The following is a 21,931-nucleotide window of genomic DNA, read 5'->3' as shown; positions in this document are numbered from 1 at the left end:
TGTGCGTCAGATCCGCCGGCAAGGGCAAGCGACGCACCCGTCGAAGGTTAAGAAGCGTGAGGCCCGCCGGCATCCTCCCTTCTTCAGGTCTCGCGTTTGGGCTCGGCATCCAGCACCTCGCGGATCTTGATGGCCAGGTCGTCGAAGCCGAAGGGCTTGGGCAGCAGTTGCACGCCGCGGTCGAGCCGGCCGTGGTGCACGATGGCATCGCGTGCATAGCCCGAGGTGAACAGCACCTTGAGCTCGGGGCGCATCTCCCGGGCTCTGTTGGCCAGCACGGCTCCCGTCGTTCCACCGGGCAGCACGACATCGGTGAACAGCAGGTCGACGGGCACGGTGGCCATGACCTGGAGGGCCGATGCAGCATCGGAAGCCTGGACGACGCGATAGCCCAGTTCCTCGAGCACCTCGACGCTGTAGGTGCGCACGTCCGCATCGTCCTCGACGACCAGCACGACCTCGTTGAACGACAGCGGCGCAGGCTCGGGCGTCTGTTCGGACGGTGTCTCAGCCTGTGCATCCATCCGCGGCAGGTAGATGTGAACCGTGGTACCGCTGCCGGGTTCCGAATAGAGGGTCACGTGGCCGTGGGACTGCCGCACGAAGCCGTAGACCTGGCTGAGGCCGAGGCCCGTGCCCTTGCCCTCGGCCTTGGTCGTGAAGAAGGGATCGAAAGCGCGCGACACGGTGGCGGCATCCATTCCCGTTCCACTGTCGCTGACGCTGATCTGCGCGTACGCCCCCGGCTTCACATCTGCACGCCTCGACGCGTAGCCTTCATCCAGTTCGACGTTGGCCGTCTCGATGGTCAGCTTGCCCCCATTGGGCATCGCATCGCGGGCGTTCACCGCAAGATTCAGCAGCGCGTTCTCCAGCTCGCCGGGGTCCGCTTCGACGGTCCACAGTTCCGGCGTCAGGGTGGTCCGCCACTCGACGGTCTCGCCGAGCGTGCGTCGCAGCAGGTCAGCCATGCCCTGGATCGTGCGGTTGGCGCTGATGGGCTTGGGATCGAGCGGCTGCTGGCGAGCGAACGCCAGCAGCCGCTGGGTCAATGCGCCGGAACGCTTCGCACCTGACATTGCAAGAGCCACCGCACGGCGCTGGCGGACCAGCTCCTCCGGCAAGGTGCGACCGAGGATGTCCAGGTTGCCGATCACGACCTGCAGCAGGTTGTTGAAGTCGTGGGCGATGCCGCCGGTGAGTTGCCCCAAGGCCTCCATCTTCTGCGACTGCCGCAGCGCCTCCGCCTGGTGATTCAGTTCCTGCGTGCGCTTCCAGACCAACTGCTCCAGATCCGCGTTGAGCTCGCGCAGGGCGGCCTCGGCACGGCGGCGCTCGACGATTTCCGTCTGCGTCGCCGCGTTGAGTCGTACGTTGTCGATGGCGACTGCGGCCTCGCCGGCCAGGCCGCTGAGACTCCGCTCGGAATCCTCGGTGAATCGGCCCGGCTCGGAATGGCCGAAGAAGAGGCCCCCGATCACCGCGCCCGAGCGCGAGATCACCGGCACGGCCAGGTAGCTGCGTACGGGCAGGTGCCCACGGGGCATGCCGGCATGGGGCTTGTTGTGGCCGTAACGCGGATCCTGGGTGATGTCTGCCGAGCGAACGATGCCCTCGCCGCCGAAGGTCGGCGCGAACACGGCCGTGTTGCGCGGCATCGGAAACGCGGCGAACGTGTCCTTGGGGACGCCGGACAGGGTTTAGAGCATGTAGCTTTCGCCCTTGGTATCGGTGACGTTGTAGAAGAAGGCACCGAACTCCGCGCCGGTCAGCGCCACGCCGGCATCGGTCACTGTCTGCACGAGCACGTCGACGCTGGTTTCGCGAGCGAGGCTGGCGCCCGTGCGATTCAGCAGCTCCAGCGCACGAGCCTGTTCGACCAGGCGCATCTCGGTCTGTCGGTGGTCCGTGCGGTCCCGGATGATCTTCACGAAGCCCGCGTCGGGATCGCTTTCGTCAAGCGGTGTCACCTCGCCCGTGGCCCAGAAGCGTGCCCCGTCCTTGCGTTGACGCCAGCCCTCCGCAAGGGCGGTGCCGGTCTCGGAGGCCTCCCGGATCTCGCGCGCCAGCGCGGAAGGACCGCCTGACTCTTCGGGGAAGATGCGGGCAAGCGACTGTCCCAGCATCTCCTGTTCCTGCCAACCCAGCATGCGTCGAGCCCCCTCGTTCCATCCGGTGACGTGGCCCGATCTGTCCAGCGTGATGATCGCGGTTTGTGTGGCTCGATTCAGGATGCGGCGGTAGCGTTCGATGACTGCATTGCGTTCGAACGTGGCGCGCAGGTCAAGATCCAGGGAGAGCGGCACATGGCCCTTGGATTCATCCATGCGCGGCCCCAGCCGGCTCTGCTTCGGCCATCGCGAATCTCCTTGTGTGCCCTCTTGGACGGCAGATGTTGCCGGCAGGCCGCCTCGCGTCATGCAGGACGGCGGGTCGAGTCACTGTAGGCGGTCACTGACACGGGCTGACACATCCGTAGGATGGGAAGGATCCGGCGTTGGTTCCCATCCGCCGCCCAGCGCCTTGTAGAGCGCGACGAGATCCACCACGGTGGCGACACGCGCCTGGGCCAGCTGCGACTCCACCTGCTCTGCGCTGCGTTCGGCGTCCAGCACCTCGATGAAGCTGCTAAGCCCTTTCTCCCAGCGCTCGCGCGACAGGTCGCGACCATGCCGTGCTTCCTGCCATTGCCGACCCAGTGCGGCCGCATGGCGTTGCGCTTCGGCGTAGGCGTCGATCGCGTCATCCACTTCGCCGAAGGCAGTCAGCACGGTCTTGCGCCAGGCCAGCAGCGCCTGCTGCGACTGCAGGTCGGCCAGGCGCACCTGCGCCTTCAACTTGCCGCCCTGGAAGATCGGCACGCTGATTTCCGCGCCGCCGAGCAGGAAGCGCGACGCCCAGTCCCCCAGCTCGCTGAAATGCGAGGCCTGCAGGCCGCCGGCCAGGCCCAGCGTGATACCGGGATAGAGCTTGGCGGTGGCCACGCCGATGCGGGCCGTGGCCGCGTGCAGGTCGGCCTCGGTCTTGCGGACGTCGGCCCGGCGGCGCAGCAGTTCGTCAGGCAGGCCTGCCGGCACCGAAGCGGGCAGGGCAGGCAGCGCGGCGCGGTTCTGCGCGTCCAGCCGCTGTGCCAGCGCGCCGGGCGGCAGGGCGAGCAGCAGGGCGAGCCGGTTGCGCGACTGGGCCGCCTGCTGTCGCAGTGGCGGCAGCTGTGCCAGCGCCGCCTGGACCTGCGCGCTCTGCGCGGCGACATCCGACTGCGGCGCGAAGCCGGCCTCGCGTCGAGAGCTGACCAGGCGCTGCAAGTGCTGCTCGGTCTGCAACTGTGCCTCGGCAATGGCCAGTGCGCGTTCGGTGCCGCGCAGGCTGAAGTAGGTGCGGGCGATCTCTGCACTCAGCGACACGAGCGCGTCGCGCTTCGCCAGCTCGGCGCTCTCGCGATCGGCCTTGGCAGCCTCCACGCTGCGCCGCACGCCGCCCCAGAGGTCCAGTTCCCAGCTCGCATCGAAGCCGACCTGGTAGAGATCACTGACAAGGCTGCCCTGTTGCTGCTGTTGTGGGTCCGGCTGCTGTTGCTGCCCGCCGCCACTCAGCGCGCCGAGGGGGCCGTTGGGGCTGGCGCGGGAGCGTCCGGCCAAGCCCATGCCGCTGCCGCTGGGCCAGCGGGCCGCCTCGGCGCTGCGGGTCTGGGCGCGTGCCGCCTCGATGCGCAATTCGGCCGTGCGGATGTCCAGGTTCTGTGCAGCAGCGTCGCGCACCAGGCGGTCCAGCACCGGGTCGCCGAAGATGGTCCACCACTGCGGATCGAAGGCGGCGCCGGTGTCGACGCCGCTGATCACGTCGCCGCCGCGGCGCGCCGTGGCCTCGGCCGGCCAGGCGGTGGGCGGCTGGGTCACGGGAGGATGGAAGTCGGGCCCGACAGCCTTGCAGCCGGCCAGGATGGCCAGCAGCAACACGGCGACGCGAGTGCGCTCAGTGGCCAACGGGCGCTCCCTTCGGTGGGTTCTTCAGCAGCAGCGCGAACGGCGCCACCGCGAGGGCGACATATGCCCAGAGGTGGAAGATGTCCATGTAGCTCATCAGCTGGGCTTGTGTCTGTACCGCCTGCTGCAGCGCGGCCAGGCTGCCGTGCGCGTGGTCCAGCGCTTGCTGCACCAGCGTGTCGAAGGGCGTCACGTGCTCGGCCAGGCGGGCATGGTGGACCTGGGTGCGCCAGGACATGCCGGTGGTGGCTGCGGCCACGCCGACGCTGCCACCGAGATTGCGCATCAGGTTGATGATGGCGGAGGCTTCGCTGTTCTTGTCCGGCGGTACGCCGACATAGCCGGCGGTCGTGAGCGTCACGAACAGGAAAGGCAGCGGCAGGCTCTGGTACACGCGGGTCAGCGACAAGGTGCGGAAGGAGACCTCGCTGTTCAGCGTGGAGGTGTGAAAGAAGGCGAAGGCCGTGGCGACGAAGGCGCCGACCAGCAGCAGCTTGCCCGGCACCCGCGTGCTGACGACGCCAGCCAGCGGCATCACCATCGCCGCGGTCACGCCGCCCAGCGCGAGGCACTTGCCGGCTTCCAGCGCGTCGTAGTGCAGCAGGTTCTGCACCAGCATCGGGATGATCTGGGTGGTGCTGTAGAGCGTGAAGCCCAGCAGGAACATCAGCAGATTGGCCACGGCGAAGGAGCGCACCTTGAACAGCCTCACGTCGAACACCGGCTGCGGATGCTGGCGCTCCCACCAGACCAGCGCGAGGCCGCTGAACACCGTGACCGTGAAGAACACGAGGATGGACTCGGAGGCGAAGCCATCGTCCTGGTCGAAGCGGTCCAGCGTCACCTGCAGCGCGCCGAAGGTCATCGCCACCAGCACGAAGCCGAGCCAGTCGGGCACGAAGCGCGCGCGGAAGTCCTTGGTGTCCTGCACCACGGCGGGCGGCTCGTCCACCAGAAACCAGATCAGCGTCAGCGCGACCAGGCCCACCGGCAGGTTGATCAGGAAGATCCAGTGCCAGGACCAGGACTCGGTCAGCCAGCCGCCCAGCACCGGGCCGATGGCCGGCGCCACGACGACGGTGACGCCGTACATGGCGAAGGCGGCAGCGCGCTTCTCGGGCGGGAACGAGTCCGCGAAGATCGACTGCTCCGTCGGTGCCAGGCCGCCGCCGCCCAGGCCCTGCAGGACGCGGAACCCGATCATCCACGGCAGGCTCGGCGCCAGCGCGCACAGCAGTGAGCTGCCGGTGAAGATGGCCACGCAGATCATGTAGAAACGCTTGCGTCCGATCAGCATGGACAGCCAGCCGCTGACCGGCAGGATAATGGCGTTGGAGATCAGGTAGCTGGTGAGGATCCAGGTGCTCTCGTCCTGGCTGGAGCCGAGGCCGCCGGCGATGTGGCGCAGCGAGACGTTGGCGATCGTCGAGTCGAGCACCTCCATGAAGGTGGCCAGCGAGACGACGACGGCGATCAGCCAGGGGCTGCGGTCGCCGGCGGCCGAACGGGGAAGTGCGGGGTCGGCCATGTCGTCAGGGGATGTCGACGTCCGGCTTGACCGAAAGTCCGGGGCCGATCGGGTAGTTGCGCACGCGCTCGTCGTCGAACACGATCTTCACCGGCACGCGCTGCACGACCTTCACATAGTTGCCTGTCGCGTTTTCCGCGGGCAGCAGACTGAAGTAGGCGCCGGTGCCGCGCTGGAAGCTCTCCACGTGCGCGTCGAACTCGGCGTCGGGGAAGGCATCGACGGTGATGCGCACATGCTGGCCGGGCTTCATCCGCGTCAGCTGCGTCTCCTTGAAGTTGGCTGTCACCCAAACCTGTGGACTGACGATGGACATGAGCGGCTGGCCGGCGCTGACCACATTGCCAGGCTCGACGGCTCGCTTGCTGACGTAGCCATCCATGGGCGCCACGACGCGGTCGTAGGTGAGCTGCAGGTCGGCGGTGGAGACGTCGGCTTGGGCGGCCTGCAACTGACCCTGCGCCGCGCGCACCTGCGCTTGCGCCGCACCGGTCTGCGCCTGAGCAGCGCGCTGGTTGCTGCGCGCGGCGTCCAGGTTGGCGCGGGCAGTGCGCAGCTGGGCTTCTGCCGCATCGATCTGCTGGCGCGAGACGGCCTGCTTGTCCACGCGGTCGAAACGTTCTCGGTCCTGGGTGGCCTTGGTCAGCTCGGCCTCTGCCTGGCGCACGGCGGCGCCGGCCTGCAGTTCGGCGGCGCGGCGTACCTGGACCTGGGCCTGGGAGGTTTCGACCTGACCCCGCGCGTTGGCGAGCTGGGCCTGTGCCTGCTCGCGCCGCGTCTCACCTTCGCGCGAGTCGATGGCGACGAGCAGGTCGCCGCCGTGGACGAACTGGTTGTCGTTGACGTAGAGCTTGACGACGCGACCCGGTGTCTGCGCGGCGATCGTGGCGGCACGCCCGTCGATGAAAGCGTCATCGGTGGTCTCGTGATGACGGCTGTGCCGCCAGAACAGCAGGCCGGCAATCAGCAGCGCGAGCACGACGAGCAGTGCGGCAAAGACGATCAGCGGACGCTTGTAGAGCGGAGGCTTGCCGTCCCCCTTCTCAGAAGACGCCTTGCTCCCTTGCTCGTCTTGGGCTTTGTCCTTGTCCTTGTCCTTGTCTTTATCCTTGTTGTTCTCTTTGTCGTCGACCTTGCCGTCCTTGCGAGACGTTGCCGCGTCCTCGCGCACGCCATCTCGGAAGCCATCATTGAAACCCTCCCGGTAGCCGGTCTGGTAGGCGGGGTGATGGGCCGGCTGAGGTGCAGCAGCGTCGTCGTCTGTGGCCATATGCGTCCGGAGATGAATGCCGGAGCCCTATGGCAACTCGCGTGCCTGTCCACTGCCGTGGCCCGACGGGATGGCGCTTGCCGATGGCGACCATCGATCCTTTGCACAGCTCACTAATTGAGGGTCACACGACGGGGCAGAGTCCTACGCCGACGCCTGATCGAATGACGCAAGCTCGGGCGTCGCCTAAACGAGGACTCTCATGCAAGTGCTACTTGAATCCGATGCGAACACCGACGGCAGTCAAGCGATGACCGAACACTTCGGCGCGGTCGTCAAGGAAACCCTCGGACACTTCGGGGAACGCATCACGCGGGTGGAGGCGCATCTTTCTGCGGCGGACGGTCGTGCCAAGAGCAGCGAGGACAAGGTCCATTGCGTCCTGGAAGCCCGTCTGGCCGGGTCAGAGAACGTTGTCGCCAAGAACCATGCCGGCAATGCGCATCAGGCCATTGACGGCGCTGTGCGCAAGCTCCATCGCGCCATCGACACGCAGCTCGGCAAGCTCGGCCCGCAGGTTCATCGGCAGCCGCATCACGGCCTGCCCGACAACAGCGGCGACGATGCGATGTAGTTGCGGACCCGTCAGTTGCGATCGCAACGGCGCTTCGAGGGGCGCCAGTGCGTCCTCCCGTTCGGCGGAGGAACGAGCGCGATGCGATTTCGTCCCTTGCGCTTCGATGCATATAGAGTGCATCGTCGGCCTGCTTGAGGCGGCGCGAAAGTTCCATGTCGGGCCGATCGCAGGGGGCTGCGCGAATGCGCAGGGTCAGACACCAAGCGGACCGTGCACTGAAGGGTCTCGGCCAAGTGTGCGTTGCGGGATCAAGGAATCGGACACCGTCAATCGGTCATGGACGGTAGTTCTGGGAGCAGAGGGTCGTGGGTTCGAGTCCCGCCGCTCGTCCAAAATGTGTGAATGAAATCAATGTCGGTTCGACGCTAACCCTTTGTCAAGCCTGCGGATCGGCGAGCTTGTCCTGGGTCCGGGTCGCGAAATCCGATGCGTCGTGGCGCTCGAGGAGCTGCTCGGACAGCGGGCCGATCGTGCGATTCACCATGCGGCCGCGCTGCACCGCGGGCCGCGCAAGGAGTTCATCGGCCCAGCGCTGTACGTGCTGGTACTCATGCACGGAGAGGAACTCCGCCGACGCACCGTACAGCCAGCCTTTGACCAATCCACCGTACCAGGGGAACACTGCAATGTCCGCGATGGAGAGCTCGCTCCCGGCGAGATATCTGCTTTGCGCGAGACGACGGTCCAGCACGTCGAGTTGCCGCTTGACTTCCATCGCGAAGCGGTCGATCGCGTATTCGATCTTTGAGGGCGCATAGGCGTAGAAATGGCCGAATCCGCCGCCGAGGTAGGGCGCGCTACCCATCTGCCAGAAGAGCCAGTTCATCGCTTCAGTGCGCGCCGGGCCGTTCTTGGGCAAGAACGCGCCGAACTTCTCGGCCAGGTACAGCAGGATCGAACCCGACTCGAAGACGCGGATCGGCTCCGGCCCGCTGCGATCCACCAGCGCGGGGATCTTGGAGTTCGGATTGATGTCGACGAAGCCGCTGCCGAACTGGTCGCCATCACCGATCCGAATCAGCCACGCGTCGTACTCCGCGCCGGCATGGCCGAGCGCGAGCAGTTCCTCCAGCAGGATCGTGACCTTCACACCGTTGGGAGTGCCGAGCGAGTAGAGCTGCAGCGGATGCTCTCCGACCGGCAGCTGCTTGTCATGGGTCGGGCCCGCGATCGGCCGGTTGATGCTTGCGAACCGGCCGCCGTTGGCCTTGTCCCAGGTCCACACATTGGGTGGGGTGTAGCCGGCGTCGGAATCCTTTGTCGTCGTGTCCATGTAGTCGTAGGCGGTTCAGGCCGCCGGTGAAGAGTTGGAAGGGAAGAGCGCGCGTTACCTCTTCTCGTCGTTTGCCCTCTTGAACGGGCTGGAGAAACGGTACCAACGCATCTTCTCCGCCCTTGAGAACTGGCGCGGCCCGGTTGAGCCATCCCCTTGCAGAGAAGTCGGCGATCGTGCGGCGTACACCAACGACGTGTGCACGGCCATCCAGACGCGGCTCCCGTACACGACCGGCTTGGATCGCCGACTCATTTCTTTACACGGGGGCGGCGTAAGAAAAGCCGTTCCAGCTCCTACGAAAGTGTGCCGACGGCTCCTATGAACACAGCCGGTCAGACGATGCGAGCGCGACGCATCGGAAGGCCGGCAAACAACACCAGGCACCTCTCATGCAAAAGATTCTCGGGTCACGACTTCGCATCCAATCGATGCCCGCTCTCGTCACGGCCATCGCGGCCTCGGCCTTGCTCGCGGCATGCGGTGGCGACGACGCCACGACCGCTCCGGTCACGCCGCCGGCGGCGGCCCCGCTGGCCAACCAGCTCTACACCCAGACCAACGAGTCCGCGAACGCCATCGTCCACTTCACCCGGCAATCGAATGGCATGCTGGTGCGTGCCGAGTCCACGCCGACGGGCGGTACGGGGACGAATGCGGTCGGCGCTTCGGGCGCAACGGCGCCGGACTCGCTCGCCAGCCAGCACAGCGTGATCCTCAGTGCCGACGCGAAGATGCTGTTCACGGTCAATGGCGGGGACGATTCGATCTCGGCGCTGTCGATCGACCAGACCACCGGCGCCCTGACGCTGTTGAAGAAGAGCGCCGCGACCGCCGGCCACATGCCGAACAGCCTTGCCTACAACAACGGCATCCTCTATGCGACCTTCCTGTCCGGTGCGCACGCGCTGGCCGCCTACAAGGTCGGCGTCGACGGCAGCCTGGCGCTGATGGCGGCCTACGACCTGAACTCGGTCGCCGGCGTGGCCGGGGCCGCCCCCACGCAGGCGATCGTCACGCCGGACGGCGGCTCGCTGGTGGTCAGCGCCGGCACGGCGAGCGGCGCGGTTCTGTCGTTCCCGATCAATGCCGACGGCAGCCTGGGAACGCCCGTCGCGAACACGGGCCTCACGGCCCCGTTCGCCGCCGCTTTCCTCCCGCAAAAGACCAACCCCATCTATCTGTCGACCAGTGCGTCGCAGGGTTCGCTGACGGAGTTCACTGACGCCGCCGGCTTGCTGAACTCGGTGAGCACGGCATCCACCACGGCCAGTGCGCCCGGAGTGGCGGCCCCCTGCTGGCTGGTGCTCAGCCCTGATGGCACGATCGCCTTCGTCGGCAACGGCTCTGGCGCGATCTCGACCTACTCGATCAGCCCCACGTCCGGCCTGTCGCTTCTGAATGCCACGGCCGTGACGGAGCCGGGCGTGAAGTCTGGCGTCACTTCGGTCGCCGCGGACTCCTGGGTCAGCCCTGACGGCAAGTTCCTCTACACGGCCTATCTCGGCGACGACAAGGTCGTGGCCTACTCGATCGGCCTGAACGGCTCACTCGCCAAGCTGGGCGAGACGGTGATCGGCACGTCGACCGGCATCAGCATCCAGGGTCTGGCAGGTATCTGATGCAAGCCACGGGGCTGACACGACCGAGCCTGCCGGTCGTGGACGCCCCGTGTGGTCTGAGGTTCGATCGTGCATGGACCATGCGCCGCATCAGCTTCCTCACAAGCGGCATTTCTGCGCTGGCACATGGCGCTAGAAGGCGGATCTTGAGAGAGCGGTAGCTAAGGCTTTCTGCGTTTGGGCGAAACGCAAGCGGCCGTCCGCGTCGCTAGTCCTCGTGAAGGACGAGCGACTGGACCTGCCACTCAATGTCCTCATTGGCCAAGCGCTGCTGAAGTTGGCGCAGTTGGTCCCCAAATATCGAACTCAACGATGGCCGACGAAGCCAAGCTGTTGTGCACGATCGAAGACTCAGCGGAGCAGGCGTGCGCCCAGGGTCTAGTATTCATGCGGCTTCTGATGCCATCGACTGAGGCTACCCCCAAAGTCACCCCCAAAAATTCTGGGAACAGGAAGGATCTTCTGGGACGAAAAAGGGACGGCAGGTCATCCACCAAGTGGGCAGGTCTCGATCCGCCGTTAAGCCGCAAAGTTGAATATACGAACCAAATTTTGAGCCGAAAATGCCGAAATGCGGCTCATGAGCTCAAAACCCTTGCCGTGGACTTGGCAGCAGTCTGGCTGGCCGAATCTCACGTTCTCTTATGAGACCGTTGCAGCAGACCTCTCTGCAGCCCACCGGATGAAGGGGATCATCGAAGGCAAGGCTGCGGCGATCGGGCTCACGAAGGAGCGCCAAGTTTCGCTCGACGCCATGGTCGACGAAGTGCAGGCCACTGCCGCGATTGAAGGGGAGCGCCTTCCCATGGACGCGGTGAGGTCTTCCGTAATGCGGCGACTGGGGCTCGACTCCGATGGCCCTGTCCAACGCGATGTTGACGGCCTCGTCGCTGTGCTCAACGACGCGACCGAAGGCTATGAGATTCAGTTGGACGATGACCGCCTGTGCCGATGGCAGTCTGCGCTCTTCCCGGGTGGGACCTCCGGCCTATCGCGCATCGCTGTGGGGCGCTATCGCGTCCACGAAGACCCGATGCAAATCGTGAGTGGCCGTCCTGGAAAGGAAGTCGTGCGCTTCCAGGCGCCACCGTCGGGGCAAGTGCCTCAAGAGATGCGTCATTTCTTGGTGTGGTTCGAGAACACGAGGCCGGCGAAGTCGACCGTGGCGGGACAGTCGGTCATCGATGGCCTGGCGCGCGCGGCCATTGCCCACCTCTGGTTCGAGAGCATTCACCCCTTTGAGGACGGGAACGGCCGGCTCGGCCGAGCCATTGTCGATATGGCGGTGGCCCAACATCTGAAGCAGCCGATCCGGATGTACAGCCTCTCGCGACAGCTGCTGTCATCGCGTGCTGCCTAGTACGATTCCCTGAACAAAGCCCAGCGCGGTTCTTGCGACGTTACCGAGTGGGTGCAGTGGTTCGTCCGACAGTGCACAGCCGCATTCGCCTTGGCAAGCTCAGTCGTCGACCAGGCGCTCGAGAAGCGGCGGTTCTGGGAGCGTCCGGCGGCTGTCGATCTCAACGCACGCCAGCGCAAGGTACTGCAGCGGCTAGTGGAGGATGGCGACGGCGGCTTTCTTGGCGACCTGACATCGGAGAAGTATCAGAAGATGACCGGAGCGCCGAAGTCGACGGCGACGCGAGATCTTTCCGACATGGTGTCCAGAGGTTTACTGTGGACCGATGGCGTGGGCAAGGCCGTGCGCTACCACGCCAACGTGCCGGGATGGTCTCACGGCGCGGACCGGGTGGCCTGAGCGACAAGCTGGCGCTGTGTCGACAGGTGAGTTCATAGTGGAGTCGGTGCGGCTTATCGACTCGGTCCATTCGCGGCTGGCGAGGCCTTGACCCCACTGGTCGCCCGTGCTTTCGACCAACGGCGGATGGTGTGCCGGTATCCGTCGGCCTGCTAACGCCAGTAACGTAGCAAGCACCTCCGGAAAGGGATGAGCGCGCGGATCCCTACGCCATCTGTCACGGTCCCCTCGCTCCTGCCCTGGGGTACCTAAGCGTACACGGCGCGTCCCTTTTTTAAACGCAATACAGGCCACAATCCTGCGATCGCGGTAGCTACGTCGCCGAATTCATGAAGAGCTCTCATCCATCAACCCGCGTTGCAAGCTCTCTGTGGGACAGCCTTCGGCTCCCTGCGATGAGCGAGGCAGAGCTCGGTGGGTTTCGCCAGATGCAGACGGCGTTTCGCGAGCCCTTGGTCGTGCCCACGTTCCTGCTCGCTGTCGCTGCCATGACATCCTTCGTAATATGGGATGTAGCTCGTGAAGGCGGCTGGGGCTTAGGCGCGAATCTGCGGGTCGCTTGCGCGGGCATTGCCCTTGGACTACTTGGATTGATACGCGGCCTCTGGAGCCCCTCGATTCGGCTCCAGTCGCTGAGCCTGTACTTCGTGATGTACGCATGGCAACTGGTTGCAGGCAGCACGTTCGGCTCCGACACGCTGCTCCAGTTCCCCGGGCTGCTGGTCATCATGTTCGCCAGCGTGTTTGCGTTCGTGCATGCCCGAGATGCATGGGTCAACATCGTCCTTGCTGGCATCAGCGTGCCGCTGGTGCTGCCGCCTGCAGCGTCGACTGCTCAGTGGCTCTTCGTGTTGGGCCTGTTTGCAAGCGTCATCCTGCTTGTCTGGGTCAATTGCGCCCAGCGTGAGCGGACTTCGGCGGTCATCTTCCTGAGCAAATCGCAATGGAAGCGAGACGCCCAGACTGACATGCTCACTGGTTTGCCGAACCGTCGAACCTTCGAGTCCTTCATGGAGCGCGAGGCTTGGCGTTTGGCAAGCAGTCCCACCTCGCTGACCCTCGCCATCATCGACATCGACCACTTCAAAATGGTGAACGATCTGCATGGGCACGACGCCGGCGATGGCGTCCTCAAGGAAGTGGCCGATCGGCTCTCAGGCAACCTGCGCGACGTCGACCTGCTGGCGCGCCTTGGCGGCGAGGAGTTTGCCCTGGTCATGCTCGGGATTCCACGCGAGGCAGCCACTGCGCTGCTGGGCCGCCTGAAGAACGCGATAGAGTCACGTCCGCTCGCGGTGGGCACTCTAGGCGTTCGCTGCACGATCAGCGCTGGCCTCGCCACTGGCGCAGTGGGCGACGAGAGCTGGGACGCGCTCTATCACCGGGCAGACCAGGCCCTTTACGAAGCGAAAGCCGGCGGGCGGAACCGAATAGTGGCTTCGCCGCTTGAAGCCGGGGTCTGAGGCACGTCAGGTCCGAAAGATCGGCGCTCGTCTCCAGATCGCGCGATCGGACTGCCACGTTTCAGTCCGGCTGGCGCCTTCCGCGCCTGGAGCCTTGGAGCTCGCGGTTCTCACCCCCAGGAATTCGGGTTTCCTAGGACCTCATCGGCGCTCGGTTCGGGCCGACGATGCGCAACTGAGTGAGCCCTAAGAGCAGAGCCGCGCCAGCTTGGGAGTCAACGATGGCGGTGCTGGTCGGCCCGGGCGGCCAGCAAACGCCGTTTCCAGCAAGTGGCCGGTGAGTCGGTTGTCGATGGCACGGCCCAGATTCATTCCGACGAACAGTCTGATTGAACGCGGCGGACGTCATCGGCTCCGAAAAGCGCCAGCGGAAGGTGCCCTGCTGTACTGCATCAACCTGCGATTGGCGGAGATTCGGTGCCGGGGTGGACTTCTTCCAGGCGTTCCAGCGGGAACACGCGCTGCAGATACTCGCCATTGCTGTCGTACCAAACGCAGACCGCCACCGGGCCGTCATCGCCCTGCTGGATTGAGTCGACCTTCATAAGCGAACCGCCATCAATTGGACGTACCAAGCTCCCCATCTCCATCGCCAAATTTCTCCTTGCTGAACACGATGCGAGTTCACTTTATAGGAGCTGTGTCGCTGGTTTCAAGGTCGTGGGTCGGTTCGGGGAAACCCGTGGTTAGTTGCAAACCGAACCGATGGTTTGGCACATCAAACCAAGCGACGTGGCGCGCCAAACCATGTGGCGCGCTTCACGATCCGGCTGCGCTGCAAGGGCATGACTGGCAGGCGGCGGCGCTGGGCGAGCTGCGCTGCCGGCAGGAGCGGCTGCTGGGTGTGCTGGACGATGTCACCTTGACGCAACTGGCCTGCGGTGCGCTGGACCTAGGCGCTGCGGCTGTCGCTGTCCCTGCCTTTCACGCCAAGCAATGCACCGCATCGCGGCCACAAAGTCCGCGCCTACTCCGAGTACTTGCTGCCCGACAGCACGGATATTCGTGACCGACTGGCGCGACGCTTCAACATTGGATCGACCGGCGCGTTCGAGTTGCTTGCCGAGATCGGTCGGGATTGTGTCGGGGCGCTCGAGGTCCTGCCCGACGGTTCGGACTCCTCCAGCATTTATACGCTGGCCGCCGAACCCTTGAGTGAGGCACGGATCGCCAAGGTCCTGGGCGGCGCGACGACCCCGAACGCGATGGTCTGTGGATTCGACGATGACGACTTGCGCATATCGATCGCCGGGGCCCAGGAAAACCGACCAGCTGCTGCAGGACGGACCGTGGTGCTTTCCTCGAGGGCCACCCCCACCACGTCTATCTCCAAGCTGCCGCAGGGCCTCATCGGCGCACGAAGATCGACATGCGCGACTCGATCGAGAACAAGTGGCTGTGCGTCGAGATCCTGAAAGAGTTCGGTCTCCCTGCTGCCGCCTGCCAGTCCATGCAATTCGACGATGGCAAGCCCCGGGTGGTCGAGCGCTTAGATCGCACCTGGTGGACCACGCCGTCTGGCGAGCGCCGCCCACTTCGTTTCAATGCGGATGCTCTTTCCGTCTGGGGTCTCTTGCTTTCAGGCTCTCGTTTGTCGTGATGGCGAGGTCGTGACGTGGAGAGCCGGCGGATAGGCCAGCTGCCTGTCAGCCGAGGCCGCGTGTTGTTCCCAGTCGTGGCGCGACGGCCGTAAGCTCAACCAAGCAGAGTGCCATCGCTGCATTGACGTCACCAGGAGATCCCATGACAAAGATGATCATCGTGAGCCTTCCGGTTGCCGACCTTGGTGCCTCGACCGGGTTCTACAAGGCGCTAGGGTTTGAGATGAACATGCAGTTCAGCGACACCGCTACGATGTGCATGGTGTGGAGCAACACGATTCAGGTCATGTTGCTTACTCGGACGAAATGGCAGAGCATCACCGACCGGCCCCTGGCGCCTTCCGGTTCAGCCAAGCTCATGCTGTCGCTCTCCGTTGACAGCCGCGAAGCAGTCGACCAGATGAGCGAGATCGCAGCCCAGCGCGGCGGAAGGGCTGACGTGAACCCTGTTCGGGACCATGGCACCATGTACAGCCGAGACTTCTCTGATCCAGACGGTCACTTGTGGAGCACGTTCTGGATGGACGCGACGGCAGCGCCAGCGGGCAGCCAGGAAGCCTAGCGCTCCGTGCCGCGGTCCCCACCCAGCGGGTTGCGGGACCTTTCAAACCCAGGCGACCCGCGTCGCGACGCTCGATCACGCTGCATCACAGCTTGAGATCAGCGATGAGCGATCTGATCGCATCCGGACTGACGGGCTTCACAAGATGGGCGTCGAATCCCGCCTCTCGTGCGCGTTGGCGGTCCTTGTCCTGCCCCCAGCCCGTGAGCGCTACAACGACCGTGCTACGCCCCGACGGCGTCTCCTTGAGCTTCTCGCAGACCTCATAGCCGTTCAGCCCAGGCATGCCGATATCGAGGAACACGAGTTCGGGCTGGAAGCCTTCCGCTTCAGTAAGCGCATCGAGGCCGTTGTGCACCACCTTTGCTTCGGATCCCATGAGCTCCAGCAAGGTCGCCAGGCTGGACGCGGCATCGACGTTGTCGTCGGCGATCAATACACGGCGACCGGCCAGCGTTTCAAGATCTGCGTTCTGGTGCATATCGGCGTCGGTTCGCGCCGGCGCCGGTGCGACGGGAAGGCGCACGATGAACTGGCTGCCGTGTCCCGGACCGTCGCTGCGGGCTTCTATGCTGCCGCCATGGAGTACCACCAGGCCGCGGGCCAGGCACAAGCCGAGGCCCAGCCCGCTCTTCTCGCGTTCCAGCGAGCGATCCACCTGGACGAACATGTCAAAGATCTGCACGAGCATGTCGTGGGGGATGCCCTCGCCGTTGTCGCTCACGGTCACCACGACCTCATTGCCGATCTGCTCCGTGCTGATCCGTATATGCCCGCCAGGGGCTGTGAACTTCGCGGCATTGGCGAGCAGGTTCGAAAACACTTGAGCCAAACGCGTCGTATCCGCGTCGACGAACACTGGGCGACCGGGCAACACGAGGGTCAACTGGTGACCGGCATGGTCGATCAGCGGCTGGCTGGTTTCCGCGGCCGCCTTGACAACGTCCGCCAACGCGATCCGTTCCCGATTGATGCGGATCTTGCCGCTGGAGATCCGCGTGATGTCCAGCAGGTCGTCGATGAGCCGCACCATCTGCACGACTTGTCGATCCATCATGTCGCGGACCTGCTGGATCCGCGCCGGGTCGGTCGTGCCGAGGCGGCGGATGATGGCCAGTCCGTTGCGCAGCGGTGCCAGCGGGTTGCGCAGTTCGTGCGCCAGCATGCCGAGGAACTCGTCCTTGCGCCGATCACCTTCACGTAGCAGCTCCGCCTGAGTGCGCAGTGTCTCCTCCATCTCCTTGATGTCGGTGATGTCGCGCGTCGTCCCGGCCACGGCGATCACGTCGCCGCTCTTGTCGAACACGGGCACCAAGATGTAGTCATAGATGCGACGGCCGAAGGTGCCGGCGAACGGGACCTCGCCGCGGATCGGCTGGCGGGTTTGAACAACCTGATCGATCTCCCGGCCATGCATCTCGGCATGCCAGGGCTCGTATCCCAATTCAAGGCAGTTCTTCCCGATCGCTTCGTCCCAGGACTTGCCCCACATGCGCAGCAGGATGTCGTTGGCGTAGACGAAGCGGTGCGATAGATCGAACACGTAGGCGAGGTCGGGGGTGTTGGTGAGGATGGCCTCGTACAGGCGCCGCTGTCCTTCGGTCAGCTGTCGGGCCGCCTCCAGCTCGGTCTCCATCGTCTTGCGTGCCGTGATATCGCTTGCCGCGCCGAACCACTCGACGATTTCGCCATCGGGATCCAGGATGGGCACGGCGCGCGAGAAGGCCCAGCCGATCGAGCCGTCCGCGGCGTGCACCGGGTGCTCCAGCTGGAAAGGGCTCTTGGCGCTTACCGCCTCTCGGATCGCCGCCAGCACCATCGGCTGGCCCTCGCGGGGTACATAAGCCTCCAGCCACGAGCTGCTAGGGGTCCGGGTATCGGTCAGGAAACCGCGGCCATCCAGCGTGCGCATTTCTGACCAGTCTGCGCTCATGCTGTAGATGACGTTGGAGGAGGAATTGATCAGCGCGCGCAGGCGCTCCTCCTGCCGCCGCAAGCTGGCTTCGGCGCGGCGCTGCGCGGTCACGTCGAAGCCCTCGCAGAAGACACCGACGATGCGACCCCTGTCATCGCGGATGGGTGCATAGATGAAGTCGAGCAGCCGCTCTTCTTCCGCGCTATGTGGTGCAAAGCGGTAGCGCACCGGCGCGGATGAGGCGATGAAGCGCTCACCGGTCCGGTAGACCTCGTCTAGCCGTTCGAAGTAGCCCTGGTTTGCAATATCCGGAAAGGCCTCGCGCGCAGGCTTGCCGATCCAAGACGCGCTGTTGAACAGTGCCAGGTGAGCGCGGTTGACGAACTCGAACACGTGTTCGGGTCCCTTCATGATGCAGACGAAGCTGGGCGCCTGCTCAAAGATTCGGCGCAACTCCTGGTCGGCGTTGGCGCGCGAACGTTCGACCTCAAGCGCCTTCAGGTCGGACAGCGACCTCGCGATCTGGCGGCCGATCAGAGCGATGAATTCACCGTAGTTCGCATCGAGTGGCCGCTGCGGATTCAGTAGAACGACCAGTGTTCCCAGCGGCTCCGACCGTTCGGAGGTCCGGATGTCCGCTGCGAGCGTGTGCGGACCGAAGTCGTGCGAGTCGCTCAGCACGAGCGGCCATGTCGCGACCGTGTTCGATGCGCTCTCAGCGACCATCGTGTTGCCATTGCCCGCATCGCGCAGGTAGATGGCTGCGTGCCGCACGTCAGGCGTCCCGGGTCCGATCTCGGCCATTGCGTTCGCGCAGACCTCGGTCGCGCTGGCCGCACCTGCTGTCGCATCGGCGAGTGCCTTCAGGAAAGCAAGCCGGCGCTCGCTGACGATGCGCTGTGTCGTCTCAATCGTAACGGCCAGGATGCCGCCTACGGTTCCGTCCTCGATGCGTACCGGTCCAAAGGAATAGGAGAAATAGGTCTCCTCGGGCCCGCCATGCCGCTCCAGGGCCAGATAACCATCGGGGATCCAAGTTGCCTCGCCGGTCGCCAGCACGCCTTCCATCAGCGGAGCGATTACATCAGCGATCTCGGCCCAGACCTGCCGGATGCTGCGACCCAGCGCCCATGGGTGCTTGTCGCCGAGCAGCGGCGCATAGGCGTCGTTGTAGAGCATGGTCAGCTGCGGTCCCCACAGAACGACCATTGGGAATCGGGAGCCCAGGCAGATGCTGACGGCGGAGCGTAGGCTCTGTGGCCAAGTCAGCAAGGCACCGAGATCGGTGTCGTCCCAGACTATGGCCCGCATGCGGGCGCCAGTGTCGCTGCTTCCTGCAAGCCAAGGTGTCGCGTCGGCCGCGGGGGACTGCGGGGGAGGCAGGACGCCGGAGATGGGTGAGACTGACATCTTCGTTGTGTCGGGGTTTCTTGCCGCCAGCGACAGTAGGTCCGTGCGATACAGCCGGATCTGTCGATCCAAGTGCGCCGTCCCGTCCTGGCACGCCAAACTCTCGAACTTTGCACCAGGCGGACTCAGATCGCTGTAGGACGTTGCCGCGTCAAGCATCGGGCAGTCGTCAGGATGCCCAAGCCCGCCATCGAAGCTCAGACTTTTGGCGCCGAAGCGCACCAAGCAACGTATGACACTTTGGTCGCACACGCAAATCGCCTGGAAGCCATTCAAAATCGAGGGGGCGATTCGTCGTTTGCTCGGCGGTGACCGCGGGACGCCTATCGCCTGGGCTGGCCAGCATTGGGGTTCGGCCGAATACGGTTGCCGCTGGGCTCGAGCACCACTTGCGGTGCGCTGCTCGATATAAATACAGGCTCTGATCGAGCCGATCGACAACGCTTCCGCGTATCGAGGTAAGAAGATCGAGCGTATGGACTGACGGGCTCTGGCGGATTGGACTGCTCTGTGCAACTCTCGCCATGGTGGTTTCACGCGCCGCACCATTCGACTTGGCATGGCATCTGCCCCTCTTGGCGACCTTCGAAACGCGCCGATGGAGGCCCTCATGGACGTGCTTGGAGCCAAAGTGGTCTGCGAAACCGTTGCCGCAAATCCCGACGCGGTCTACGAATTCGCGAGAGAGATGGACAACCTTCCGAAATGGGCGTCCGGTGTCGCCTCGGGTATTGAACGCGACGGTAGCCATTGGTATTCCCAGTCGCCGATGGGACGCGTCAAGGTGGACATGGCGCCCGCGAATGAGTTCCGGGTCTTGGATCACGACGTCACGCTTCCGGACGGCACTATCGTCCACAACGCCTTTCGCGTAACTCCGGCAGGCAAGGGCAGTGTGTTGACCTTCGTCGTGCTCCAGACGCCGGGTATGAGTACCGACGATCTGACGCGCGATGCCGCACACGTTGCCGCCGACCTGCTGGCGCTGAAGCGGTTGCTGGAGCCGCGATAGCGCGGCGTTGCCGGTTCAGTGCCTTTTGAAGTACTGAACCTCGCGCTCGTGCTTCTCGGCTTGTTCGCGACTATCGAAGGTACCGAGATTGCGTCGCTTGCCGGTTTTCGGATCGAGCTTGCGTGAGTAGAGGCGGTACTGGCCGCTGCTGAGCTTGCGAATCATGACAGGTGCTCCCGAGTGGGTGGACTTTAGTCTTGCACTTGGCAACCGCGGCGTCTGTAGGACGCGGCCGAGCCGCTGCCAGAGATCCCAGTGACAGTCTGCGAACTTCCCTACGTGCCACCTCCGATGGCTGGTGGTTAGCCGCCCACGATCAACATGCGACCGTCGTCATGCGGCCTTGATGGTGCGCGCGCTTTTACGCTTTACGTGTCAGGTGTATGGGCGTCGCATGCTGCCGGTTGTATGAGCGGCTCAGCGAGTGTTTTCCTTCAAAGCATCATTTACCTCGACCCAGTAGCCATCTGGATCGCGGAAAAACATCTGGTGCACACCGTCAGGACGGGTTTGCAGTGCCCCCTGGACGCCATCGAAGCTTTGCCACGCGATGCCCCTCGCCGTCAGAAATCCGGTCACGCTGGCGAGATCAGCGACAGCGAAAGCGAGATGCCGCTCCTGTTCGTTCGCAATAGTCGCTGCACGGCCACCAAAGACATGCAAAGCAATGCCACCTCCGACGTCTAGCCATACAACGTCAGCGGCATCTCCAAACGGAGTCCTCAGTTCCTTGAAGCCGAAGGCGGCCCGGTAGAACGCGGCGCTTGCTCTGGCGTTTGCGACGCTGATGGCAACATGATCCATCCTTGATTGCACGTCGGACGCCCGGTGCGCCGTTGGAGCATTCGCTCCCGTGGAACAGCCTGCCAGAATGAAGGCCACCACAAGGATCGAGTGGAAAAGGTTTCGCATAGCGTCTCCGAGATGTTGGAAAGACCCGCGCTGGCATCGCTTCTCAATAGCGAGCCATGCTTGCAAGGATGGCCGGTATAGCCTGTACTAGTGGCATAACCTTATGCGACTTACCGAGTTGGGTTTTGGGGCCAGGAGAAGGTGTCAGCTCAGGTCTCCCAAAGAGGCAAGCACGGTTGAAGCAGCAGGACTTGGAACGAGCGCCGGCGCCGCGTAGGCAGCGCGCCGCTCAGTCGATTCAATTGACGGGAAAGCAACCGTCGGCGCATGCTCTTCGCCAGACTGGATCAATCTCGTGAGGGGCGGCACTGAAGCAGCGCCCATACGGCAGCCACAGTGAGGCACAGTGAGCGGGCGAGATGGGATGTCTGGAGTTGCTGGAAGGCTGCGTCGCTGAAGCCGTCGTCCTGCATATCGCCTTGCGCGCCTGCGGCCCAGGGCGTGGCGGCGATGGACAGCATCCACAGGCTCGCTATGCCCCACCGCGCACGGCGCGACAGGCGCCCGGGCTCTGCTGCCCACAGGGATAACGTGGCTGCTAGCGCGCCGGCGCCGTAGGGAAGTACGACGATCGGCAGTCTTGTCGTGTAGCCGCGAGCAAAAGCCTGGAATGCGGTGTTGCCTAGGGCCGCCATGTCCGCGTGGATGGGGTAGACATTGAAGTACAGCAGCCAGCCGACGCCGACGTTTGCCCAGGCAATCGCGAGATGCAGGGCTTTCAGTGCATGAACTGTGTTCCCGTTGATGAGCAAAGGCGGTGGCTGGCGCATGAACGTTGCTATGAATAGCGCACCGACGTAGAGAAGCGCCGCCATGCCAAGCAGCGCAAGGAATGTAATGAAGTAGATCGGCATTGCGTCGTTTCCTCTCAATGATGCGAACCTTGGGCCAAATGGGATCAGCGAGATTCAGCAAGGTGGACGTCCGGAGGCGGGCATAGCGTCGCTACCGGCCGTCCTACCCTTGATCACGAGAAGAGGTCCGGATTTTGGACAAGCGGGGTGTTTGGCAGCCGGCGTGAGGTCCCGCCCCGCTACAGCAGCG

At 64.4% G+C, this 21,931-nt stretch carries 20 protein-coding genes; 9 read left to right on the top strand and 11 right to left on the bottom strand.

The window, feature by feature from the left end; genetic code table 11:
- Nucleotides 1–83: 83 nt before the first annotated feature.
- From SNE35_RS24600 to SNE35_RS24580, 5 genes are all read right to left on the bottom strand, one after another.
- Complete coding sequence (locus SNE35_RS24600; RefSeq protein ID WP_320425663.1) at nucleotides 84–1,658, bottom strand: ATP-binding protein; 1,575 nt, start codon at nucleotides 1,656–1,658, stop codon at nucleotides 84–86.
- 42 nt (nucleotides 1,659–1,700) lie between these two features.
- Complete coding sequence (locus tag SNE35_RS24595; RefSeq protein WP_320425662.1) at nucleotides 1,701–2,327, bottom strand: PAS domain S-box protein; 627 nt, start codon at nucleotides 2,325–2,327, stop codon at nucleotides 1,701–1,703.
- A gap of 111 nt (nucleotides 2,328–2,438) precedes the next feature.
- Nucleotides 2,439–3,983, bottom strand: a complete 1,545-nt coding sequence (locus SNE35_RS24590) for an efflux transporter outer membrane subunit (protein WP_320425661.1) — start codon at nucleotides 3,981–3,983, stop codon at nucleotides 2,439–2,441.
- Nucleotides 3,973–5,511 (bottom strand): DHA2 family efflux MFS transporter permease subunit, encoded by a 1,539-nt coding sequence (locus tag SNE35_RS24585; RefSeq protein ID WP_320425660.1) that lies wholly within the window; start codon nucleotides 5,509–5,511, stop codon nucleotides 3,973–3,975. The genes SNE35_RS24590 and SNE35_RS24585 overlap by 11 nt, the downstream gene beginning before the upstream one ends.
- Before the next feature lie 4 nt (nucleotides 5,512–5,515).
- On the bottom strand, nucleotides 5,516–6,781 hold the full coding sequence (locus tag SNE35_RS24580; RefSeq protein WP_320425659.1) for an HlyD family secretion protein: 1,266 nt from the start codon (nucleotides 6,779–6,781) through the stop codon (nucleotides 5,516–5,518).
- 250 nt (nucleotides 6,782–7,031) lie between these two features.
- Here SNE35_RS24580 and SNE35_RS24575 point away from each other — a divergent pair, with 250 nt between their 5' ends.
- On the top strand, nucleotides 7,032–7,355 hold the full coding sequence (locus SNE35_RS24575) for an HPF/RaiA family ribosome-associated protein (protein ID WP_320425658.1): 324 nt from the start codon (nucleotides 7,032–7,034) through the stop codon (nucleotides 7,353–7,355).
- A gap of 379 nt (nucleotides 7,356–7,734) precedes the next feature.
- Here the strand turns inward: SNE35_RS24575 and yghU are convergent, their stop codons facing one another.
- A complete protein-coding gene (gene yghU, locus SNE35_RS24570; protein ID WP_320425657.1) occupies nucleotides 7,735–8,631 on the bottom strand; it encodes a glutathione-dependent disulfide-bond oxidoreductase in 897 nt (298 codons plus the stop codon).
- Nucleotides 8,632–9,062: 431 nt separating this feature from the next.
- Between yghU and SNE35_RS24565 the strand changes: the two genes are divergently transcribed.
- The 4 genes from SNE35_RS24565 to SNE35_RS24550 all read left to right on the top strand — a co-directional run bounded on the left by SNE35_RS24565 (nucleotide 9,063) and on the right by SNE35_RS24550 (nucleotide 13,475).
- Complete coding sequence (locus tag SNE35_RS24565; RefSeq protein WP_320425656.1) at nucleotides 9,063–10,253, top strand: lactonase family protein; 1,191 nt, start codon at nucleotides 9,063–9,065, stop codon at nucleotides 10,251–10,253.
- A 580-nt stretch (nucleotides 10,254–10,833) separates the two neighbouring features.
- The gene (locus SNE35_RS24560) at nucleotides 10,834–11,613 is read left to right on the top strand and encodes a Fic family protein (RefSeq protein ID WP_320425655.1); all 780 of its coding nucleotides are present in this window, start codon (nucleotides 10,834–10,836) and stop codon (nucleotides 11,611–11,613) included.
- Between the two features lie 90 nt (nucleotides 11,614–11,703).
- Nucleotides 11,704–12,012, top strand: a complete 309-nt coding sequence (locus SNE35_RS24555; protein WP_320425654.1) for a Fic family protein — start codon at nucleotides 11,704–11,706, stop codon at nucleotides 12,010–12,012.
- A 395-nt stretch (nucleotides 12,013–12,407) separates the two neighbouring features.
- Complete coding sequence (locus SNE35_RS24550; protein ID WP_320425653.1) at nucleotides 12,408–13,475, top strand: GGDEF domain-containing protein; 1,068 nt, start codon at nucleotides 12,408–12,410, stop codon at nucleotides 13,473–13,475.
- Nucleotides 13,476–13,867: 392 nt separating this feature from the next.
- On the opposite strand, the gene SNE35_RS24545 is transcribed toward SNE35_RS24550, so the two are convergent.
- Nucleotides 13,868–14,020: a hypothetical protein gene (locus SNE35_RS24545; protein WP_320425652.1), complete on the bottom strand. Its 153-nt coding sequence runs from the start codon at nucleotides 14,018–14,020 to the stop codon at nucleotides 13,868–13,870.
- A 354-nt stretch (nucleotides 14,021–14,374) separates the two neighbouring features.
- Here SNE35_RS24545 and SNE35_RS32130 point away from each other — a divergent pair, with 354 nt between their 5' ends.
- The 3 genes from SNE35_RS32130 to SNE35_RS24535 all read left to right on the top strand — a co-directional run bounded on the left by SNE35_RS32130 (nucleotide 14,375) and on the right by SNE35_RS24535 (nucleotide 15,638).
- Nucleotides 14,375–14,890, top strand: a complete 516-nt coding sequence (locus SNE35_RS32130; RefSeq protein WP_431312790.1) for a HipA N-terminal domain-containing protein — start codon at nucleotides 14,375–14,377, stop codon at nucleotides 14,888–14,890.
- The gene (locus tag SNE35_RS24540; protein ID WP_320425651.1) at nucleotides 14,845–15,075 is read left to right on the top strand and encodes a hypothetical protein; all 231 of its coding nucleotides are present in this window, start codon (nucleotides 14,845–14,847) and stop codon (nucleotides 15,073–15,075) included. The genes SNE35_RS32130 and SNE35_RS24540 overlap by 46 nt, the downstream gene beginning before the upstream one ends.
- A 143-nt stretch (nucleotides 15,076–15,218) precedes the next feature.
- Nucleotides 15,219–15,638 carry a VOC family protein gene (locus SNE35_RS24535; protein ID WP_320425650.1) on the top strand — a complete coding sequence of 140 codons (420 nt, stop codon included), beginning with the start codon at nucleotides 15,219–15,221 and terminating at the stop codon, nucleotides 15,636–15,638.
- A gap of 85 nt (nucleotides 15,639–15,723) precedes the next feature.
- Here the strand turns inward: SNE35_RS24535 and SNE35_RS24530 are convergent, their stop codons facing one another.
- Nucleotides 15,724–18,762 carry a hybrid sensor histidine kinase/response regulator gene (locus tag SNE35_RS24530; protein WP_320425649.1) on the bottom strand — a complete coding sequence of 1,013 codons (3,039 nt, stop codon included), beginning with the start codon at nucleotides 18,760–18,762 and terminating at the stop codon, nucleotides 15,724–15,726.
- Between the two features lie 811 nt (nucleotides 18,763–19,573).
- Between SNE35_RS24530 and SNE35_RS24525 the strand changes: the two genes are divergently transcribed.
- Entirely contained in the window at nucleotides 19,574–19,975 is a 402-nt protein-coding gene (locus SNE35_RS24525; RefSeq protein WP_320425648.1) for an SRPBCC family protein, read from the top strand.
- Nucleotides 19,976–19,990: 15 nt separating this feature from the next.
- Here the strand turns inward: SNE35_RS24525 and SNE35_RS24520 are convergent, their stop codons facing one another.
- The 3 genes from SNE35_RS24520 to SNE35_RS24510 form a co-directional block, all read right to left on the bottom strand.
- On the bottom strand, nucleotides 19,991–20,140 hold the full coding sequence (locus SNE35_RS24520; RefSeq protein ID WP_320425647.1) for a hypothetical protein: 150 nt from the start codon (nucleotides 20,138–20,140) through the stop codon (nucleotides 19,991–19,993).
- A 252-nt stretch (nucleotides 20,141–20,392) separates the two neighbouring features.
- Nucleotides 20,393–20,887 (bottom strand): VOC family protein, encoded by a 495-nt coding sequence (locus tag SNE35_RS24515; RefSeq protein ID WP_320425646.1) that lies wholly within the window; start codon nucleotides 20,885–20,887, stop codon nucleotides 20,393–20,395.
- Nucleotides 20,888–21,174: 287 nt separating this feature from the next.
- Nucleotides 21,175–21,741, bottom strand: coding sequence for a hypothetical protein (locus tag SNE35_RS24510; protein ID WP_320425645.1), 567 nt, complete (start codon nucleotides 21,739–21,741; stop codon nucleotides 21,175–21,177).
- Nucleotides 21,742–21,931 lie beyond the last annotated feature (190 nt).

Origin of the sequence: Roseateles agri (genome assembly GCF_034043675.1) — a bacterium.
GTDB lineage: Bacteria > Pseudomonadota > Gammaproteobacteria > Burkholderiales > Burkholderiaceae_C > KK5.
This window is presented reverse-complemented; position numbering and strand designations above follow the sequence as displayed.

Excerpts from the sequence above, each read along its gene's own strand:
- SNE35_RS24565 (WP_320425656.1), top strand. The coding sequence starts at position 9,063 with ATGCCCGCTCTCGTCACGGCCATCGCGGCCTCGGCCTTGCTCGCGGCA.
- SNE35_RS24540 (WP_320425651.1), top strand. The coding sequence starts at position 14,845 with ATGCGCGACTCGATCGAGAACAAGTGGCTGTGCGTCGAGATCCTGAAA.
- yghU (WP_320425657.1), bottom strand. The coding sequence starts at position 8,631 with ATGGACACGACGACAAAGGATTCCGACGCCGGCTACACCCCACCCAAT.
- SNE35_RS24580 (WP_320425659.1), bottom strand. The coding sequence starts at position 6,781 with ATGGCCACAGACGACGACGCTGCTGCACCTCAGCCGGCCCATCACCCC.
- SNE35_RS24550 (WP_320425653.1), top strand. The coding sequence starts at position 12,408 with ATGAGCGAGGCAGAGCTCGGTGGGTTTCGCCAGATGCAGACGGCGTTT.
- SNE35_RS24535 (WP_320425650.1), top strand. The coding sequence starts at position 15,219 with ATGACAAAGATGATCATCGTGAGCCTTCCGGTTGCCGACCTTGGTGCC.
- SNE35_RS24520 (WP_320425647.1), bottom strand. The coding sequence starts at position 20,140 with ATGATTCGCAAGCTCAGCAGCGGCCAGTACCGCCTCTACTCACGCAAG.
- SNE35_RS24515 (WP_320425646.1), bottom strand. The coding sequence starts at position 20,887 with ATGCGAAACCTTTTCCACTCGATCCTTGTGGTGGCCTTCATTCTGGCA.
- SNE35_RS24585 (WP_320425660.1), bottom strand. The coding sequence starts at position 5,511 with ATGGCCGACCCCGCACTTCCCCGTTCGGCCGCCGGCGACCGCAGCCCC.
- SNE35_RS24545 (WP_320425652.1), bottom strand. The coding sequence starts at position 14,020 with ATGAAGGTCGACTCAATCCAGCAGGGCGATGACGGCCCGGTGGCGGTC.
- SNE35_RS24595 (WP_320425662.1), bottom strand. The coding sequence starts at position 2,327 with ATGGATGAATCCAAGGGCCATGTGCCGCTCTCCCTGGATCTTGACCTG.
- SNE35_RS24560 (WP_320425655.1), top strand. The coding sequence starts at position 10,834 with ATGAGCTCAAAACCCTTGCCGTGGACTTGGCAGCAGTCTGGCTGGCCG.
- SNE35_RS24510 (WP_320425645.1), bottom strand. The coding sequence starts at position 21,741 with ATGCCGATCTACTTCATTACATTCCTTGCGCTGCTTGGCATGGCGGCG.
- SNE35_RS24525 (WP_320425648.1), top strand. The coding sequence starts at position 19,574 with ATGGACGTGCTTGGAGCCAAAGTGGTCTGCGAAACCGTTGCCGCAAAT.
- SNE35_RS24530 (WP_320425649.1), bottom strand. The coding sequence starts at position 18,762 with ATGGTCGTTCTGTGGGGACCGCAGCTGACCATGCTCTACAACGACGCC.
- SNE35_RS24575 (WP_320425658.1), top strand. The coding sequence starts at position 7,032 with ATGACCGAACACTTCGGCGCGGTCGTCAAGGAAACCCTCGGACACTTC.
- SNE35_RS24600 (WP_320425663.1), bottom strand. The coding sequence starts at position 1,658 with ATGCCGCGCAACACGGCCGTGTTCGCGCCGACCTTCGGCGGCGAGGGC.